This is a genomic window from Leptospira ilyithenensis (genome assembly GCF_004771005.1).
In the GTDB taxonomy this organism is placed as follows: domain Bacteria; phylum Spirochaetota; class Leptospiria; order Leptospirales; family Leptospiraceae; genus Leptospira_A; species Leptospira_A ilyithenensis.
In genome coordinates, this window is the sequence record NZ_RQHV01000043.1 from 149006 (window position 1) to 166927 (window position 17922).

The following is a 17922-nucleotide window of genomic DNA, read 5'->3' on the forward strand; positions in this document are numbered from 1 at the left end:
AATTTTTAAGTAATCATTCGGAGAGTTTGCATGGATGCTTTTAATAACGACAAATATTTTGCAAAGATGGTGTTTTTCAAACTTTTTGGAAATACAATCCGTATTTTCGACGAGAAGAAAACCACGCTCTTACTTTTCGTAAAACAAAAAGCATTCAAATTCAAAGAAGACATTACCGTCTTCAGTGATGAAACGGAAACCAAATCTTTACTGAAAATCAGTGCCCGAAACATAATAGACTTCGGAGCAACTTATGATGTAACCGACTCCGTCAGCGGAGGAAAAATAGGAGCACTTCGACGCAAAGGAATGATGTCTTCCTTTGTTATGGACGCTTGGGAAATTTTAGATTCGAACGATACGGTGATTGGAAAAATAGAAGAAGACAACTGGATCCTCGCATTGATACGCCGTTATCTGATCAATTTCCTTCCGCAAAAATTTCAATTCTATTTGAACGACAAGGCTGTTGGTTTTGTTGAACAAACATGGAATCCTTTTTTGCCTCAAATGAAAGTCGACTTTTCAATGGATAGCGGGAAACATCTCAATCGCAAACTCGGTTTGGCTGCCGTAGTATTGTTGCAAGTTGTCGAAGGCAAACAAAACTAATACGGCCTTTGCCGATACAAACAACAATCTGTGTCCTTATCCATGCGATCGGTCCTGGTTTAGAGCTTTCAATTCTTTTTCAAGAATGCCAAAAGTCCTTTTGCCACAACTTCAGGCGCTTCATAATGGGGAACATGCCCCAAAGCATCCAGAGGAAAAAATACAGTATCCGGCAATACTTCCAATGCCAGCCGGCTATTTGAGAAAGGAACAACTCTGTCTTCCCTTCCCCAGATCAACAGTTTGGGAATTTTCATTCCACCTAACAGTCTATATTCTTCAAGAAAGGATTCCAATTTCATATTTCTCAAGCTCGAAAGTATCGCTCTCTTAAAACCTTTGAACTCCATCTGTTCCGAAAACTGCCGATTGAAATCAGGAAACTTTTCCATATTGTAAAAACCGGTTTTAGTTCCTTTGAGTAAGGTTCTATCTCCCAAAGTCTTCATCAAATACTCTCCGATCCAAGGAAGTCGTGCGATCTTTCCGACGAGCGGCAAATTCATTGGAAAACCGGCAGGTGCAATCAATACAAGTCGCTTCACTCTCTCGGGTTCATCCAAAACGAATCGACTGACTACAATTCCCCCCATGGAAGTTCCTACAAGATTAATAGGAGCCCGGATTTTCAAACCGTCGAGAGTATTTAAAATCTGGCGTTTGAATAAATCGGGATTGTAAGTTGTATTCGGTCTATCCGATAAACCCCTTCCGAACAAATCGAGCCGAAGAGTACGGTATCCTTCCTTTTCCAAAAGTTTTGCCAGAGGTTCGAAGATAAAAAGAGGTGTGGAAAATCCATGAATAAATACAATGACTTCTCCGCTCGGATTTCCACCTAACTGATAATGTACGAAACCGTCAGGTGTTTCCAAAAACGTAGATCCTGTTTTTTTGCGGTAGGCCTCGTCCAACGAAACCCGCTCCTTATCATTGATAAACGGCAAAACAACGATTAGAATCAAGATCGAAAAAAGCAATACTTTCTGAAGTCGTTTCATATGAAGAAATTAATATAAGATTCTACAAAACAGTCAAATAATTTTTACGGACGGATCTCATTTCCGTTTAACAACTCATTCACTTTTGCCAAAGAGCAGAAATCCTCATCCTCCAAACCCTGTCCCATTCCCGCTTCATAAATGGATTTTAACGCGGAAGAAAGAGGAAGCACTGCCTTCAATTCTTTCGCCCTTTGCATGGCATGATTTCTGTCCTTATTCATATTTTTCAAAGTGAAATGAGCACTGTAGTCTTTCCGCATAACATTCCCCAGTTTGAATTCCAATAAAGGAGAAGACGCTGCCGATTGTTTCAGGATATCAAAAAATGTGGAAGCGGAAATCCCGTCCTTTGTCGCCAATTGAAACCCTTCCATGTAAACCTGAAACATTCCCGCCTGTATCATGTTCAATGCTATTTTCGCTCTTTGCGCACTTCCGACAGGCCCGCAGTGAATCGTCTTTTTACCGCAAGCTTCAAAGAAATAATTCAACTCTTCTATCCCCTTTCGATCACCGCCCGTCATAAATAAAATCTGTCCGCTTTGTGCCGCAAGCTTGCTTCCTGTCATAGGAGAATCAAAAAAAACAATCCCTTGGGATTTTGCCGATGTGAACATTTCCAATGTAAGTTCGGGAGAAGTAGTGCCAGTATCAATGATATGATTCGGTCGGACATCCAATAAACCGTTCCTAAAAAAAGCATTACGCACAGCATCGTCTTCGGTAAGACAAAGAACAACAAGATCCGCGCCTGTTACCGCGCTCGAAATGGAATCAAAAATTTCGGCACTAGGACCTTTAACAATTGTTTTAATATCCTCAGGAAGCAGATCCAGTTTTTCAGGAGACCGGGCGTAAAGACGGACTTTATGCCCGTGAATGAGTAGTCTTGCCGCCATTCCGCTTCCCATAATCCCCGCCCCGATCATCGCGATTGTTTTCGATTTGTTTTGCATTGGTCCTCCGTAAGATCCTGCCTAATCTAAAAAAATAAGGATTTTATTCTTTTCTTATTATCCTGAAAAAAATTAAATAAGTAAAATTATGAGTTCTTTCAATTATGATGATGATGAAAATACGGAAGATTTTGAAGAAGTGGAGCCGATTGAAGAAATTCGAAACCCACTCTCATCTTTAAAATTGCAATTAGACAAACTAAAACAAAACGACTGGGAAAATACCGACCAGATAGAGATATTATTAAAAGCAAATGAAGACGAAGATTTATTCTTTCATTTCGAATTTGATGAAGAAGAAGGATTGCATATGTATTGTTATCATTTCAGCATATGGGAAGACGAAATTTCAATAGAAAATTGGCATGAGCGTCTGATCAATTGCATTTCATCCGATTTGAAAATCGAAGAAGGAGTTATTTCCGACGAGACTTTAGATATAGTGAGTTTTCCTGTTGAAAAGATATCTTCGGAAAACATCGCAAAATTGGTATTTGATTTGCTCTCGATTTGTTATCCGAAACATTTCAAAGAAGATCTGTTGATTTCAAAATATCTGCGCTTCGAATAAAAAAATGGCAAAATCGATTAGAATGTTTTTACAAAAATGATTTGATATTTATTTCATATTTGATAACATTCTCATTTATGAGGGATCTATTTTTATTTGAGCCTCCAGGGAAGTGAGATGGAGATTTCAAGGAAAGAGTTTTTGACGGGAACAGCCGGACTACTTGCACTGGAAATTTTAAATTGCAATACCACTTCTCTGCTAAAAACCGGACGATACCGTGCGAAAATAGCCGAAAGGAAAACAAAACAACCAAATATCCTGCTGATCATCACGGACCAGGAACGGCATTCCAATTTACTGCCGCAAGGCTTGAGCTTGAGACACAGAGAAAGGCTCTACGAAAGAGCCAGTCTTTTTTCAAACATGCAGAATGTATCGGGCCTTTGCTCCATGGCTAGAGCAAATATTTACACCGGCCTTCATTACCAACACAACGGGGTGTATGAAAATGTTCCCATCCCTTTTGCACACGACCTTTATGATCATGTTCCCACCCTGGGAACTATGATGTCGGACCTGGGATATGAGACCGCTTATTTCGGGAAATGGCACTTGACTCATATTCCATTTATGGAGCCTGTAGGAAGGGACAAAATAAGATCCATTTTCTCTTCATACGGCTTTGAGTATAGCGACCAGGCTTATGAAGTGGAGGGAGTTCAAGGCGGACACAAAAAAGACAAAGCGACTGCGCAAATGGCATCCTCATTTATCCGATCGAGATCAAATCAAACAAAACCTTGGTTTGCCTGTATAAATTTTTTAAACCCGCATGACATCATGTATTATTTGGCAACCGAAAAACAATTGGAGACCTATGTATTCAATGAAATGTTAGGTGAAAGAATTGCAAAATCTCCGGATACCCCTTTATATAATCGGAATCTGGGTTTTCCATTATTACCGAATTTCGGTATTGAGGGAGAAACAGACAAACCGGATGCTCACCGCATATTCCGCGATGTAATGGATGTTACACTTGGTAAAATCCACTTGGATGACAAAGAGGCTTGGCTTAATTACGAAAATTACTATCTCAATTGTTTAAGGGATGTGGATGATCACATAGGGACTGTTTATGATACTCTGGACGAAACTTCCTCCTGGTCGGATACCGTTGTTATATTTACATCCGATCATGGAGAACTATCGGGAGCTCACGGACTCAGAGGAAAGGGAAACACAATATACAAAGAGAGCGCCTCACTTCCGTTTGCCGTTTGGCACCCTGATATCAAAAACGGAAAAGAAATTCACGGACTTGCTTCGCAGATTGATATTGCTCCCACTCTTCTTTCTTTTGCCGGATTACAGGACTCTGAAATCCAGGAATACTACCCGAATCTAAAAGGCCACAATCTTGCTAAAGTCATGACTTCCTCCGCAAAGAATGCCCATGATAGCACAGGTAGAGACGCTGCATTGTATCAATGGGACAGCAGGGTATTCGGATCGGCTTCTACCGCAAAACACGTCGCAAATGCATATAAACAAACGGGTATTTTGCGGACACTAAAATTGATAAATGGTCCGATACTGGAAGGTATGGAAAAAAGGCATTCCATGCGGGGTTGTTTTGACGGAAGATATAAATTTGCCAGGTATTTTAGACCGTTAGACCATCATGTTCCCAAAACTTGGGAAGAATTGAAAAACTACAATGATTTGGAACTTTACGACACCCAAAATGATCCGATGGAAAGAAAAAATATAGCGAATCTACCGGAAAACAAAGATTTGGTTTTCAAAATGTCCCAAAAGACAAATGATTTGGTCAAAAAAGAAATAGGGGCAGAGGAAACTCAAATGTTGCCCGGCCCGAAATTCCTTTGGAATTTGTAAATACTTTCCTAGCTTGAAGGAAGGGCACAACCTAACAGTTGGATTGTGCCCTGAAATAAAAAAAGATTAAATCGCTTTTCCGCCCCTCTCTCCGTTTCGGATTCGAATCACTTCTTCCACAGGCATTACAAAAATCTTTCCATCTCCGATTTTGCCTTCTCCGGATTTTGCCGATTTCAAAATTGCGTCTATGGTCGGTTTGACGAACTCATCATTGACTGCGATTTCCAAACGGACTTTTCTGAGTAGGTTCACTTGGTATTCATGACCTCTGAATATTTCAGTTTTTCCTTTTTGTTGCCCGTATCCTTGGACATCGCTGACAGTAAGTCTGTAAATTTCACTCTTGGTTAATTCATTTTTGACTTCTTCCAATTTATGCGGTTGAATGATTGCTATAATTAGTTTCATAAATTCTCCTTAGATATCGTATCCTTTTTCTCCGTGGATTTCCTGATCTAAACCGGAGATTTCCTTTTCTTCATCAATTCTAAAACCGATGGTTCTATCGATCACAAGTGCCAATACATATGAAACTACAAAAGAATAAGCACCTGTCGAGATCACACTGAGAAATTGAACGTAGATTTGGCCACCTCGGGTTACACCTTCCGCAAGCGAACAAGCGAATACACCTGTAAGGATTGCTCCGAAAGCCCCGCCCACACCGTGGATTCCGAAAGCGTCCAAAGTATCGTCATATCCAAATCGACCTTTCAAATAAATCGCCGCATAACAGACAGGAGACACTAGCAAACCCATAATCAAAGCACCCTGCACTCCCACAAATCCCGAAGCGGGAGTAATGACAACAAGTCCTGCAACGATCCCGGAAGCGGCGCCTAATGCAGTCGCTTTGCTAGTGTGCCACCATTCAATGAGTAGCCACACTGTTCCTGCCGCCGCAGGTGCGATCAAAGTTACTAAAAATGCACGGGCAGCAACCCCATTGACTGCAAGGCCCGAGCCTGCGTTGAATCCGAACCAGCCGAACCACAATAGTCCCGATCCGATCAAAGTATAAGTCATGTTATTCGGATGAGTCAGAGATCCGGGTTCTCCTTTTCTTTTGCCAATGACCAAAGCTGCGGCAAGGCCTGCAATCCCTGAAATCAAATGGACCACGGTTCCTCCAGCAAAATCAAGTGCCCCCAGTTGGAAGAGCCAACCGTTTGAAGCCCAAACCCAATGAGCGACCGGATCATAAACAAGAGTCGCCCATACTAATATAAACACTACGTATCCCGAAAGTTTTACCCTTTCCGCAATGGCACCGGAAATCAACGCAGGTGTGATAAGTGCAAACATGCCTTGGAATAAAAAATGAACGTATTTGGGAATGCTTCCTTCCAAAGTGTTGAGATCGACTCCCTCAAGGAAAGCAAGACTAAAATCACCGAAATAAGGACTGGAACCTGAGAACACAAAACTATATCCGAAGATAGTCCATTGCAATGTCATCACTAGAATTGCCACAAAACTATGCATCATTGTGGATAGTATATTTTTGGACCGGACGATCCCGCCGTAAAACAAAGCAAGGCCCGGAATCATAAAAAATACTAAAGCGGAAGATACAAGCATCCAAACGGTATCAGCCTTATCCAGACTCGGTGCTGCCGCTTCCGGCATAACACTCGTTTGAGTTTCTTGTCCGTAAATCATCAATGGAAATAATAATAACAATAAGAAGATAAAATTCTTATTTATTTTTTTCAGAAACATTCCTTTCTCCTTTGGCTCATTGGCATTGAATAGTGTTTTTTCAATCTTTCAACTGATTATTTCCGAAGCAGAAGTACGGAAACAAAATGACAAATTTAAAACTCAATATCTTAATGATCGAAATTCAATACAAAACGAGAGATAAGTAAAAAAGGCGATCAAAATTTATGGACTCAAATTACAGCAGATCCTGTTTATGCGGCAAAATCAGATATGAATTCGCCAAATTCAAAACAAATCCCAGCCATTGCCATTGTTCCATATGCCGCAAATTTCACGGTGCAACTTACGGTATGGACGGATGGGGAAAGAGGGTTTTGCAGTGTTTGCTGATCAAGTTTGTATTACAGAAGAACGACCCAGAACAAATACATTGATATCACGATAGGAACTTTAGATCAGGATTTGAAAACGGAAAATCTACCTACCCAACATATATTCGTTCAAAACAAACCTAATTGGTACCAGATAGATGACGAACTGGAAAAATACTCCGCTCTTCCCGAGCGCTTAAAACGAATATAGGCACCATACATATAACAATGATTATATCTTTTTATTCCCTTGTCCAGGTATCGTGCAAAACTTTATAAAAACTTTCGATCGATTTGTTCAAATGTTTGGTTCTCCAATAAGGATTTTCCTGAATGGCATCTTGCACGTGTTGCACAACCGCACGGATAAAGGAAGTTCTATCCGGTTTCGGGCTGATGTTTAACATCTCCATAGTGATATTTCTTTTGGTTAATTCTTTTTTGATACATCGGGAGATCAGCTGAATCGCTTCTTCATTTGTCAGATTGATTTCCCTTACCAATAAATGAGCGGATTCTTTGATCAACTCCAATTGTCTTTCACTGATGCTCATGAGTTTGCCATCCCCGGTCCTTATCCTATTAGAAAGTAGCACTTAGATCAAACATAAATCTTCTTCCTTCATTGATATAGTCGAACGGATAAAGATTGTTCTTGATCAGAGGTTGGTAATGATTCAAAAGGTTCGATATGAAAAAGGCAAAGTTAACATTCTCCATCAATTGATATCCTATTCTGAAATTTATACTGACCCATTCCGGTACGGATTTGGAACGGTGAACGGGGTACTGTGATCCGTAAAAAATCGGCTGATAGGTACTTACATCGTTTTTCACAAACGTACTCGGGTCGAACGGCCCGTAACCCGAAACCGGATCGATGGAACCCAGATCACTTGCCCTTCTTCTCACTTTACCCTGCCAGTGTATGGAAAAAGAAGACGTCAATTTTTCCCATTTAACATTGATTCCGCCATTCGCAGTTTGCGCAGGCACCCAACTTACCTGATTCGGTTCCTTTGCCACAGTACTGTCCTGGATGTGTTCGTTCCTTCGTCTAACAACGGAAAAATTGGCAAACCCGGAAATCATTTTATAAGAGGTCAGAGCTTCCATTTCCGCACCGTCATTGACCAAGGTATAAATATTCGTGCTTAAATTGTTATTGGCAACGCTATAAGCGATTTGATTTTCAAAACGTGTCAAAAAATAATTTGCTCTCAGGTTCAAATACTTGAAGGCAAGCCAGTCTATTGCCAATTCTGAAGTACGTATGATTTCGGGTTTTAATTTTCTAGGATTGGAAGCAAGCGAGAATGTATTCGCTCCGAAAAGTTCCGTTACAGAAGGTTCCCTGTATGCAGTCCCGGTCATTGCTTTGATGGTCAGATTGGAAGAAGGAAAAAACACAATCCCAAGCCTCGGGTTCGTTTTTCGGAATACTCTTTTTTCATTCGGAATAAACGGGGGACCAAGCGCCTCATTGATGTAAGGTGTATTGGGGGAATTATTAGGATCAGCGGGGTTAATGAAAAGAGATGCAGGGTTCCCCAAACTGTCCTGTTTGGGTTGGTCGATTCCCCTGTAATGGATGACGGTTTCATCATACCGCATCCCTAATGTGAATTCCACCAAACGATTGAATACCTTTCCGGAAGTTAACTGAGCAAAGGCGGCTCCCTTTTGAATCGGTTTGTCTTTGATCCATTCCAACCAAGACCCAAGTTTCCTTTGTCCGTTGTCAGCACTGAAAGGGGGAAATCCGTCTACGGAATTGTTTACATTGATATTGCTATAATGTTCTTTGTCTCCTCCGTATTTGAAAATCGTTCCTTCCACACCACCGAGTAGACTCCCCCCGTTGGGAAGAATATATGTCCACTGACCCCTCGACAAAATATCCTTTGCTCCCGTTTTCAAATATTCCGTCATCCCTGCAGGATAAAAACCATCATAAGCTCCATTCTCGGCAAATCTCATATTCCAATTGATATTATGTTCCTGGTAACGAAGCACATATTCCTGTGTTAGTTTGTCAGTGATGTTGCTTGTGTATTTTACGGAGGCCATTTGCCTCGACTCGGACATGTTCTCCTTTACATCAGGAATCCTCCAAAGCCATCCGTGTCCCGTTTGAAAATTCCAATTTTGGCGATGGTATTGAATGGAAAGACCTTTTAATGCACCTTCCCCATCCAGACGAAGGAACACATAATCGTTTCCTCTTGCATCGTTGGTCGTGAATTTTTTGAGGTATCCGAATTCATTCGTTCTGCCGGAACCGTCATGACTTTGGTAACCATTCCCATTCGTAGAATAGTTGTTATATGTCATTACATAGGAAAAAATCTGTCCTGTATTTCCCGTTGTAAAATCATAAATCCTGGTTCCATTATCGCCGGCCCGCACACGCGTTCTGATTTCTCCTTTCAAATCTTTACCCGTGTAGGTATTGATATTGATGACTCCATTCGTTGCGTTGGAACCGTACAAAGCGGAACCGGGACCGCGGATCACTTCCAAAGATTTGATCAGACTGACCGGAGTAATCTCGGATGTATAGGCGGATCCGTACAAATTGTCATTGAACTGGACCCCATCCATAAGTAGCATTAGGTGGTTGTTATTCCAACCTTCATAAATTCCCCGGGAGGAAACAGTCCTTCTGTCATAGTCCATGGAAGGAGAAAATCCGGGGAGCTGGTATAATATATCGTTGAGACTGATCCTTCCGTAATCTTTGATTTCCTTATCTGAGATCACCGAAACGATGTTTGGTGCTTCACTCGTTTTTCTGGCAATCTTCGTCGCGGAGGTAGTGACCTGGTTTGCAAGCAGGTCGAATACTTGTGCGGCTGCATCTTCGGATGCTTTTTCATCAGATGTGATTGCAAATTTATTGTTAGAACTGATTTTGGAATTCAAAATATATTGTTCTATATTTTCCCGATTTTCTTTTTTCCGGGAATTGGAGCGAAGAAGCTGCGCCAATTTTTTGGAAAACTTCCGGATCCTTTGCGAATCAGGTTCCAGCAAATCCGCCGAATTGATATTCAATTCTTTTGTTTGAAAGATCTCATCCGTTACATTGAAAGCATCAACCACAAAGCCGGTAGAAGGATCATAAGCTTGCGCATAAAGATTCAAACTGGAAGATTCGTTTTGTTTTTCATAAAAACCTTCGATAAGAAACAAAACATTTTCTTCCTTAGCCTTTGTCAGGCGGTCCTTTAAAGTAGAACCTTGACTTTTTTCTACAGTATAATTTTTTTCACGTAATTCCTGAGAGAGAGTTTCAAATACCTGGGTTGCCAATTTCTGATTCGGATTTGTGGATTCCAAAGGAACAAATTCGGAAACCTGGATCAATTTGGAAGTGTTTGTAACCTTTGGATCTTGTGAGTGAACGGAATGCGTCAGAATACACAAAAACAATGAAACTAGGGCCAGATTCTTAATTTGCATTTTAATCCCTCGATTTCTCAGTCATCAAACGAAGCGCGTCTCTTTTTTTGTATGAGAGACGAAGATATTCGATCGCCTTTTTGTCACCCGGATCGACTAACAGGATATCTTCAAATATCTTAATGGAGAGTTCATATTCTCTTTTATTGTATTCCGTTAGGCCCTCTTTAAAGTATTCAGGGATCTTGGAAAATTGGTTGTTTCTGAAGCCGGCAAGATCGGAAACAGCCTTCAAATTGGAAGGTAATGTTCGGATGGAAGCAAGAGCCATTTTAATCGCATCGTAAGGTCTGTCATTGCGGAACAAAGAATTTGCCTGAGCTCTTTCCTGTTCGCTTTGAGTTAACAGAGTCGCCTGGATGCCTTCTCTAGCGGGAATGATATTCGGATTGATTTGCAATACCTTCTGGTATTCGGTTCTTGCCTGGGAATATTTTCCCTCATCGAAATATTTTTTCGCGGAAGCCATGAGCTCCTTTGTTTTGGTTCCGGTCATCTTTTCAACAATCAGATTCAAATAGGAAATGGCTGATGGATTTTTTGCATCTTTTTTCAAAATAGACTCAAACACGGATTTGGCGGCTTTCAATTTATCATCGTTGAGTAAATTGACTCCCGCAGCAAGTAAACCGGTAAGTTTCGCACGATCGGCAATGGATTGGGGAATTTTTAGACCTGATTCGTTTGCATATTCCTCATTAAGATAAAAGGAAGTTTGATCCGACCAGATCACTCCTTCTTTTTTACAATGGGAAGATCCCGATAAGATTCGATTCGCCATGGAACCGGTCAGTACACCTATCTTCGTATAATCGGGGCTAATCCCAAAAGTCGCTCCCGTTTTGACAAGTGATGGAAAAGGTGTCATCAAAACGATCCTGTGTTTTTTGCAGAACGCGGAAAGAATCTCAAAATTCTTGCGATCGTAAATAGGATCGCTTACCATATAGAATCCGTCTGTTTCTTCCGAAATCGTTTCCAAATATTTTGAAAACTCCGCGCCGTTTGCAGTCTTTTTGGCATTGAACAGGAGTTTGTTTTTTAAATCCTCATATTCTCCTTCAGTCGCAGAGTATCCTCCCTCTTCTGTAGAATAAGCGGAATACACATTTCTCGCATCGGGATTGATTTCTTTTAAGGTTTGAAAAAAATCCTGGATCGATACGTCCATACTTACACCGCAAAGCCTGCCCGATTCCAAACCCAAAGATTTTGGAGAATTCACCATGGTAAAAACAATCGGTGTCTTATTCAAATTTTCTTTCGCCGTCTTTGCCGCCAAAGGACCGACTGCAATCAAAAGAGGAACATCTGAAGATTCCAATTCACGGAAATATTTTGCCAAGGCCCCCTGTTCTTCATTTAAAATATTCAAGTAAGTGATCCGAACTTCGGAATCAATTACGGATTGAATTCCGTATAAGCTCTGTTCGTAGATTGTATTGTCCAAAGACAATAGAACTTCCACATAACCGCCGGACTTGTTTGCGACCGGAATCGAAAAAAGAGATTTTTTTTCGAATAAAAATACAAACAAAAAAATTGCGGACACGGCAAAGCATAGATTGATTTTTTTAAAACGCAAGAATGAGTTCATGATTCTACCTGAATCAAATTTTCTTGTATGAACTTTTCCAATTTGTCCAAATTGATGCGTGCCGTTTTGAAATCGGGTTTCATCTGCAAAGCGATCTCCCATTCGTTTCTCGCTTCGGAGTACCTTTGAAGACGAAAGAAAATACTTCCTAAATTATTTCTGGCATGGTGATTGTTCGGCACCAGTGCGAGAGAGGTGGAATAAAACTCGATCGCCTCTTCCATTCGCTCCAATAAAGAAAGACAATTGGCAGTTCTGAAAAGCAGAAACGGATTTTCTCGGGAACGTTTTAACGCCTCCTTGTATTCGCTCAATGCTTCTTTGTATTTTTTTTCTGCGTACAAATTGTCCGCAGATTCAATCACGGATGTAAGACTTCGGATTTCCACAAGCGGTTTCGGAACTTTTTGAATCTCTTCGGGAGTGAGAGTGTTTTTGAGACTTTCGATTTTTGTTTGGATTTGTAAAGCGACCTGATCATCCGGATTCGACTCTAAAGCTTTCTGAATCAAAAACTCCCCTCTTCGATAAACACCTAACTCAAAATAGATTTCGGCCAGACTGATCAGATTGTTGAAATCGAGAGGTTCTCGAAGGTACAACCTTTCGCCCACATCTGCGGCTTCATTCATTAAATTCAGATTTTTGTAAGACAAAGAAAGAAGATAAACGGATTCGTTATTTGCAGGATTGATATCAATGAATTGATTCAAACATTCCACCGCACGGGAATATTCTTTTGTTTCAAAATATAGTTTTCCAAGCAGTTTCAACAGATCGGAGAAATTCGGATTTTCTTTGAACAACTCCTCAATGGATTGAATGGCTTCTTCCGTATTTCCGCCGCTCAGCAATTGATGCGTATCCGTAAGACCGGAAGGAAGTTCCGGTGTCGGAAAAAATTTTGCCTCGCTTATGTCAGGGTCATAACTAATCTTCAAAAGAGAAAGATCGTCTATTAAAAAGCCTTTGGACTTGATCCCTTTGAAAATTCCTTCCAGGTCGCCTCCCGCTTCTTCCACACGGTACAAAAACTGCATCTCATCCGTATTGATAGTCTCGTAACCCGGATCGTCTTCCTCCTGCGCAAAATCATCCCTTCCATCGGATCCGGTGATAACAACATCATCCGGCATCAGTTGAAACATCCGAACGAAAAATTTCTCTTCTATATCCGGGGTTCCCAATTTGCGAATCGTAAGCTCCTCTTCCAAAAAGGAAGCTTTCCCATCTCGTAAGAGCACAGTCCAGGGATGTTCCGCATTGATATAATACATAACGCCTGTTTTTGCTTCTACAAGCCCCATACAGACAGAAATGAACATCGAACCTTCAAAGGAACGAAATACGTTTTGAAGATCCAAAAATCTTTCTTTCAACCAAACTTCAGGATATACCTTCTGATTTTTTGTAATCCGCGAGCGCATAAGTCCCGCATTGAATACGACACCTAATACGAGAGCACCGCCCGCTCCCTGGATGGATTTGCCCATCGCATCACCGTTGATAAATACTGTATATTCCTGGTCTTGCAATGAAATAGTATCTGTGATGCAAATATCTCCTCCGATCTCGGACTTCCATTTCCTAAAACTGAATTTTTTCTTCTGATCGATCAGAAATTCCGTTTTGACCGTTTTTGAGTTATTATTGTTAGGCTGCAAAGGTTGCAACAAAAGTGAGGTGAGATAATAATCCCCGTCCTGTCTCTCCTTTAAATCCTGAACCACTTTCAAACTCTGGTTCAGTTCCTCCGTCCTTTGTTCTACTTTGCTCTCCAGATTTTGAGTGAAGTCCTGAATCTGCGAAGTCATCCGATTGAAAGTATTGGCAAGTTCACCGATTTCATCCTGATTTTGCAAGGAAATCCGATGACTCAGATCCCCCGATCCGATCAATTTGGCTCCGGCGGTGAGTTCTTGGATGGGCCTTGAAAAAAAGATAGCACTATAAACCGCAATGATGATTCCGATAAAAAACAAAATACTTGCGCCTAAAATGATGGTAGTCCTTGTCTGAACTACGGGTGCGTAAACTTCTTCTTTATCAAACTCGAATATAGCTGCACCCACGCGGATTTTTTTGTCCCTGTATTCGATAAAAATGGGATAAGTGAAACGAAGAATGGATCCGCTCGGGGATTCTACCTCTTTGAAATCGAGTTTTTTCAAACTGAAATAATAATCCAACTCATTCCGAGGAACGGGTTTGCCTAAATGGTTTTCATTGATTTCTGCAACATAACGTCCGTCTATATTGACTACATAGGCATCCAACAACCCGGAAAGCTGGGATGTTTTTAAACGGGATAAGGCAGTGCTTGTTGCATCAAACGTTTCATTGATCAACAACTCTTCCGTGGCGAGATTGGAAATATTGTCTCCAAGGTTCAAACAAACTTCAAATGTTTTGTCAAGCAAGATCGCTTGATTACGATAGAGAATGATGAGTGAAAGGGGACCTACGCATAAAAATACAACACCTGTAACAATTAGAATCATCTTGGTTCGGATCTTTATTTTTTGGAACGGGAGAAAGATTCTTTTCATCATTTATAATTAACAATATAAAATATATAAAAACGACAATATGATTTCTGGAAACTGGGTAAAAAATAGTTTCCTTAACAAAAGTTTTAATTCTCCTTAAACAAATGCATTGGTCAAGTATTAAAAAAAATATAATCATTTTAAATCAGAAGAAATTTTTTGACTGATTTCATATAGCATAACAAATGATATATGGCAAATGACTAAACAGGCTGAAACACCGGAATTCTCGCATAAATCGAATGAACGGAGTTCACAAAGTGAAATCAAACTGACATAATCAGTTTGAATGAACGACTGTTCACGAAAACAAAAAAGATTTTTTTACAAATCAAGGAAACTTTCTGATGCGGAACGTGAGCGCTCCCGATTGGCTCCACTTCACACATGTTAACTGTCAATGGTCGGGCTGTTCCGGGATCCAGCGTTCGCTCCCGCCAAACATGGTTTTACCTATGGCAAAGCCCGAACCTGTTACAGTTCGGGCTTTGCAAAAAAAAGAAAGTATTGAACTAATCTACAGGATAACCTAATTGTTGCAATGTTAGGTTGGTGATTTTCTTATAAAAATAACCAGATCTAACGGTATTTTGTCCGCCGACAAGGCCGCCGAGAGCATAAGAGATCTCAATTTTATGTTGGTCGATCACTTTTCCTTTTGCATCTTTGATTGTCAGATCCAAATCGATGGAATCCGCACCTGCAAGACTACCGATCCAAATAGCAACTCCTTCGGAACGAAATCTGGCATCATTGATTTTGATTTCGATCGTTTCCTTCGCTTTTTCGGAAATTACGCCTTTTTCTTTTAATGCGGATTTATAATAATCAAGAAAACTATTTTCATTGAAAATATTGTTACTTTTTATTTCTGCTTCCGCTTCCGGTAAATAAGAAACCGCAAATTTGTCGCCTAATTTAACCGAACTATAGTTTGGTGCCTGAAAATCACCCACTCGCTTTGCCGTTGTACTACAGTTAACGGTAAGTCCGATAACGAGTGCTAAAATAATATATGTAGATTTGTTAAAATTAATCACATAATCCTCCTTTGGTTATGCCCATCGTTCCGAACACTTGTATGGGAAAAAGCAAAAAAATTTTAAAACGGAGAATATAAAAACATGACAATACTGCAAAAATAATATAAATTCAGACTATGATCCCTGCATTGGCTTTTTGTCTGGAACATCCTGAATTGATCCTCAGTTCAGTCCCTGAGGATTTTGCCAAGGCCAGGGAAAATTTACCCTTTCACAAAAGAAAAAAAATCGCAGTTTATTTTGGCTTTCTGCCTAGTTCAGTGAATGTTCTGGGGAAGATAACGGAAACTGCCATTCTGGAGGGTTACCTTCCCGCATTTCGGAAGTTATATCGCATCTCCATTTACCAAAAAGCATTCCATCATCTAGTATTTCTCAATCGGTTTCTCTTTGATTTTTTTGGGCTCGCTCAAAAAAGAGGATGGAAGGAAAAATGGGACATCCTCTTTCTAAAGGATCTTTCTTTTCGGTTTCCTGACTCTTCTTCAAAGAATAACAAATATCAGTCTGTATTTCAAACTTATGAGGAAGTGAAACGGTTTTGTCCGGAGTGGAAAGTGCATTCCCTTGCCCATTTGTACGAACTGGAAAAAAAGATGATCTATCTCATTGGAAAAAACGAATTTACAGGTCACGACGAAATCTATCCTTCCCCACCGACCGAAGGAGAAAATTGGATGATTCCCGTCGGCACAAGAAAACAGTTGTTTGATGAATCCAAAGCCCAACACAATTGTGTTTTCAGTTACGATTCGGACATCTTGGCGGGAAAATATTATATCTATCGGATTTTAATCCCGGAAAGGTGCACTCTCTCACTGCTGCGAATCAATGGAGATTGGTATTTGGACCAAGTTTCCTCCGCATTTAACAAAAAAGTTAAAAAGGAAACCGCAGAAAAGATAGAGCTTTGGCGGATGCAAAATGGAATTCTAATCCTCGGTGATGTATTTCGAATCGGGATTCCGCCGAATTGGGTCTTTACCAGGTAATGCGTTCTAAGTTCCACGCTCCTTTGCGCGAAACATTCGTTTGCTTTAATGGAAAAATGGAGAGATTGACATATTGCTTTTGGTGTGGCGCATCGGATGTGTTAGATGAATCAGATTTGATCGGACCCCCGACCGGGCTCTTCCGCGACTACGCCTTTCGGCTTCGGTCCTTCGGACGGCGACCTTACGTCGCCTCGCTTCGATCCCTTGCAGGGGGAGGGGGTCGTTTAAATAGGGTTAGTTTTTAGGAGGCGCAGGGGATTTATGGAATAAGTTGATTTAAAACCAACCATTTCCCTCTGGAAATCCCTGAGGACTTGCTTCTGAAGAACGATCATATTCAAAAGAAAATCCTGCTCCTTGTCTTCCCATTTCGCTTCAGTTGTGATAAACGTCTGTTTTGTGACGGAAGTGAAGTTTACAGAATCAACAATATCTGTTTTTATACCGGAAGATCGGGATTCCAAAGCCTCCTGCTCCAATTCCCACTCAAAGCTTGCGACCACTATATCCGAATTTGCAAAAAGAAAAGAAGGACTTATAAATAAAAAGAGAAACAAAAATGAATTTCTAACCAATAATAGTTTTGTTATTTTCCGCAAGAAATCCACAGTAACAGCCATTACAACCTAATCAATTTAGATAGAGCAAGTTTTTTTATAAGGGAGATTTGTTTTTTTGCACTTCTTGTGCTGGAGTTTTGCTTTGGCTAAGGGACTTTACAAGTTACAAACAGCGGCAATCATATGGAAGTTACGTATTTATAAATGGAACTAGACCCGCCACCTAATGCATTCCTACTAGCACATATTATGTGCTTTTTCCAGTCCATTTCCCTTTCCAAGAAAATTTTTACAAATAAGTTTGTCTTTTTTAACTTATAATGCCTAACCCATGTTCGTCCTACTTCCACCCCACTCGCTTTTCCGCTCCGCGGGCGAGTGTCCGAGCCTTGCTCCCTATGGGTCGCAACTCTGTCATTTCGCGAACAACTTCTACTATACCATTGGGTTCGCTCAGGTATTCGATCTGGGCATAAAAAAAGCCAACCTTTCGGCTGGCTTTTTTACGAGTATGATTGCTAACCCGGCGATGTCCTACTCTCCCATTGAGCGAACCCAATAGTACCATCGGCGATGAGAAGCTTGACTTCCGTGTTCGGAATGGGAACGGGTATTGCCTTCTCTCCATTATCACCAGGAGTATTTACCAGATGCCTGGATAATACTCCTATGTCAATTCCATTTAT

The 17922-nt window shown here is 40.7% G+C and carries 14 protein-coding genes and 1 rRNA gene; 5 read left to right on the forward strand and 10 right to left on the reverse strand.

All coding sequences use genetic code 11. The features are described 5' to 3' along the window. Positions 1–30 precede the first annotated feature (30 nt). Complete coding sequence (locus tag EHS11_RS09155) at positions 31–612, forward strand: LURP-one-related family protein (RefSeq protein WP_135764085.1); 582 nt, start codon at positions 31–33, stop codon at positions 610–612. Between the two features lie 68 nt (positions 613–680). On the opposite strand, the gene EHS11_RS09160 is transcribed toward EHS11_RS09155, so the two are convergent. Further along, a complete protein-coding gene (locus EHS11_RS09160; RefSeq protein WP_135764086.1) occupies positions 681–1613 on the reverse strand; it encodes an alpha/beta fold hydrolase in 933 nt (310 codons plus the stop codon). Positions 1614–1657: 44 nt separating this feature from the next. Beyond that, a complete protein-coding gene (locus tag EHS11_RS09165; protein ID WP_135764087.1) occupies positions 1658–2572 on the reverse strand; it encodes an NAD(P)-dependent oxidoreductase in 915 nt (304 codons plus the stop codon). Between the two features lie 88 nt (positions 2573–2660). Here EHS11_RS09165 and EHS11_RS09170 point away from each other — a divergent pair, with 88 nt between their 5' ends. Next, complete coding sequence (locus EHS11_RS09170; RefSeq protein WP_135764088.1) at positions 2661–3143, forward strand: hypothetical protein; 483 nt, start codon at positions 2661–2663, stop codon at positions 3141–3143. Positions 3144–3260: 117 nt separating this feature from the next. Next, positions 3261–4988, forward strand: coding sequence for a sulfatase family protein (locus tag EHS11_RS09175; RefSeq protein ID WP_135764089.1), 1728 nt, complete (start codon positions 3261–3263; stop codon positions 4986–4988). 66 nt (positions 4989–5054) lie between these two features. On the opposite strand, the gene EHS11_RS09180 is transcribed toward EHS11_RS09175, so the two are convergent. Further along, entirely contained in the window at positions 5055–5399 is a 345-nt protein-coding gene (locus EHS11_RS09180; RefSeq protein ID WP_135764090.1) for a P-II family nitrogen regulator, read from the reverse strand. Positions 5400–5408: 9 nt separating this feature from the next. After that, positions 5409–6653 carry an ammonium transporter gene (locus EHS11_RS09185; RefSeq protein WP_425460570.1) on the reverse strand — a complete coding sequence of 415 codons (1245 nt, stop codon included), beginning with the start codon at positions 6651–6653 and terminating at the stop codon, positions 5409–5411. 227 nt (positions 6654–6880) lie between these two features. On the opposite strand from EHS11_RS09185, the gene EHS11_RS19800 reads away from it, so the two are divergent. Continuing rightward, positions 6881–7090, forward strand: a complete 210-nt coding sequence (locus tag EHS11_RS19800; protein ID WP_167884396.1) for a GFA family protein — start codon at positions 6881–6883, stop codon at positions 7088–7090. A 179-nt stretch (positions 7091–7269) separates the two neighbouring features. On the opposite strand, the gene EHS11_RS09195 is transcribed toward EHS11_RS19800, so the two are convergent. The 5 genes from EHS11_RS09195 to EHS11_RS09215 all read right to left on the reverse strand — a co-directional run bounded on the left by EHS11_RS09195 (position 7270) and on the right by EHS11_RS09215 (position 15678). Then, positions 7270–7581 (reverse strand): hypothetical protein, encoded by a 312-nt coding sequence (locus tag EHS11_RS09195; RefSeq protein ID WP_135764093.1) that lies wholly within the window; start codon positions 7579–7581, stop codon positions 7270–7272. Positions 7582–7609: 28 nt separating this feature from the next. Continuing rightward, positions 7610–10492, reverse strand: coding sequence for a TonB-dependent receptor plug domain-containing protein (locus EHS11_RS09200; RefSeq protein ID WP_135764094.1), 2883 nt, complete (start codon positions 10490–10492; stop codon positions 7610–7612). 1 nt (position 10493) lies between these two features. Then, positions 10494–12089, reverse strand: a complete 1596-nt coding sequence (locus tag EHS11_RS09205) for an ABC transporter substrate binding protein (RefSeq protein ID WP_167884397.1) — start codon at positions 12087–12089, stop codon at positions 10494–10496. Continuing rightward, positions 12086–14590, reverse strand: a complete 2505-nt coding sequence (locus EHS11_RS09210; protein WP_246047728.1) for a tetratricopeptide repeat protein — start codon at positions 14588–14590, stop codon at positions 12086–12088. The genes EHS11_RS09205 and EHS11_RS09210 overlap by 4 nt, the downstream gene beginning before the upstream one ends. Positions 14591–15150: 560 nt before the next feature. Next, positions 15151–15678 carry a hypothetical protein gene (locus tag EHS11_RS09215; protein WP_135764096.1) on the reverse strand — a complete coding sequence of 176 codons (528 nt, stop codon included), beginning with the start codon at positions 15676–15678 and terminating at the stop codon, positions 15151–15153. 119 nt (positions 15679–15797) lie between these two features. Between EHS11_RS09215 and EHS11_RS09220 the strand changes: the two genes are divergently transcribed. Beyond that, positions 15798–16673: a PcfJ domain-containing protein gene (locus EHS11_RS09220; protein ID WP_135764097.1), complete on the forward strand. Its 876-nt coding sequence runs from the start codon at positions 15798–15800 to the stop codon at positions 16671–16673. Positions 16674–17757: 1084 nt separating this feature from the next. Here the strand turns inward: EHS11_RS09220 and rrf are convergent. Then, positions 17758–17874 (reverse strand): 5S ribosomal RNA (gene rrf / locus EHS11_RS09225). Positions 17875–17922: the final 48 nt, after the last annotated feature.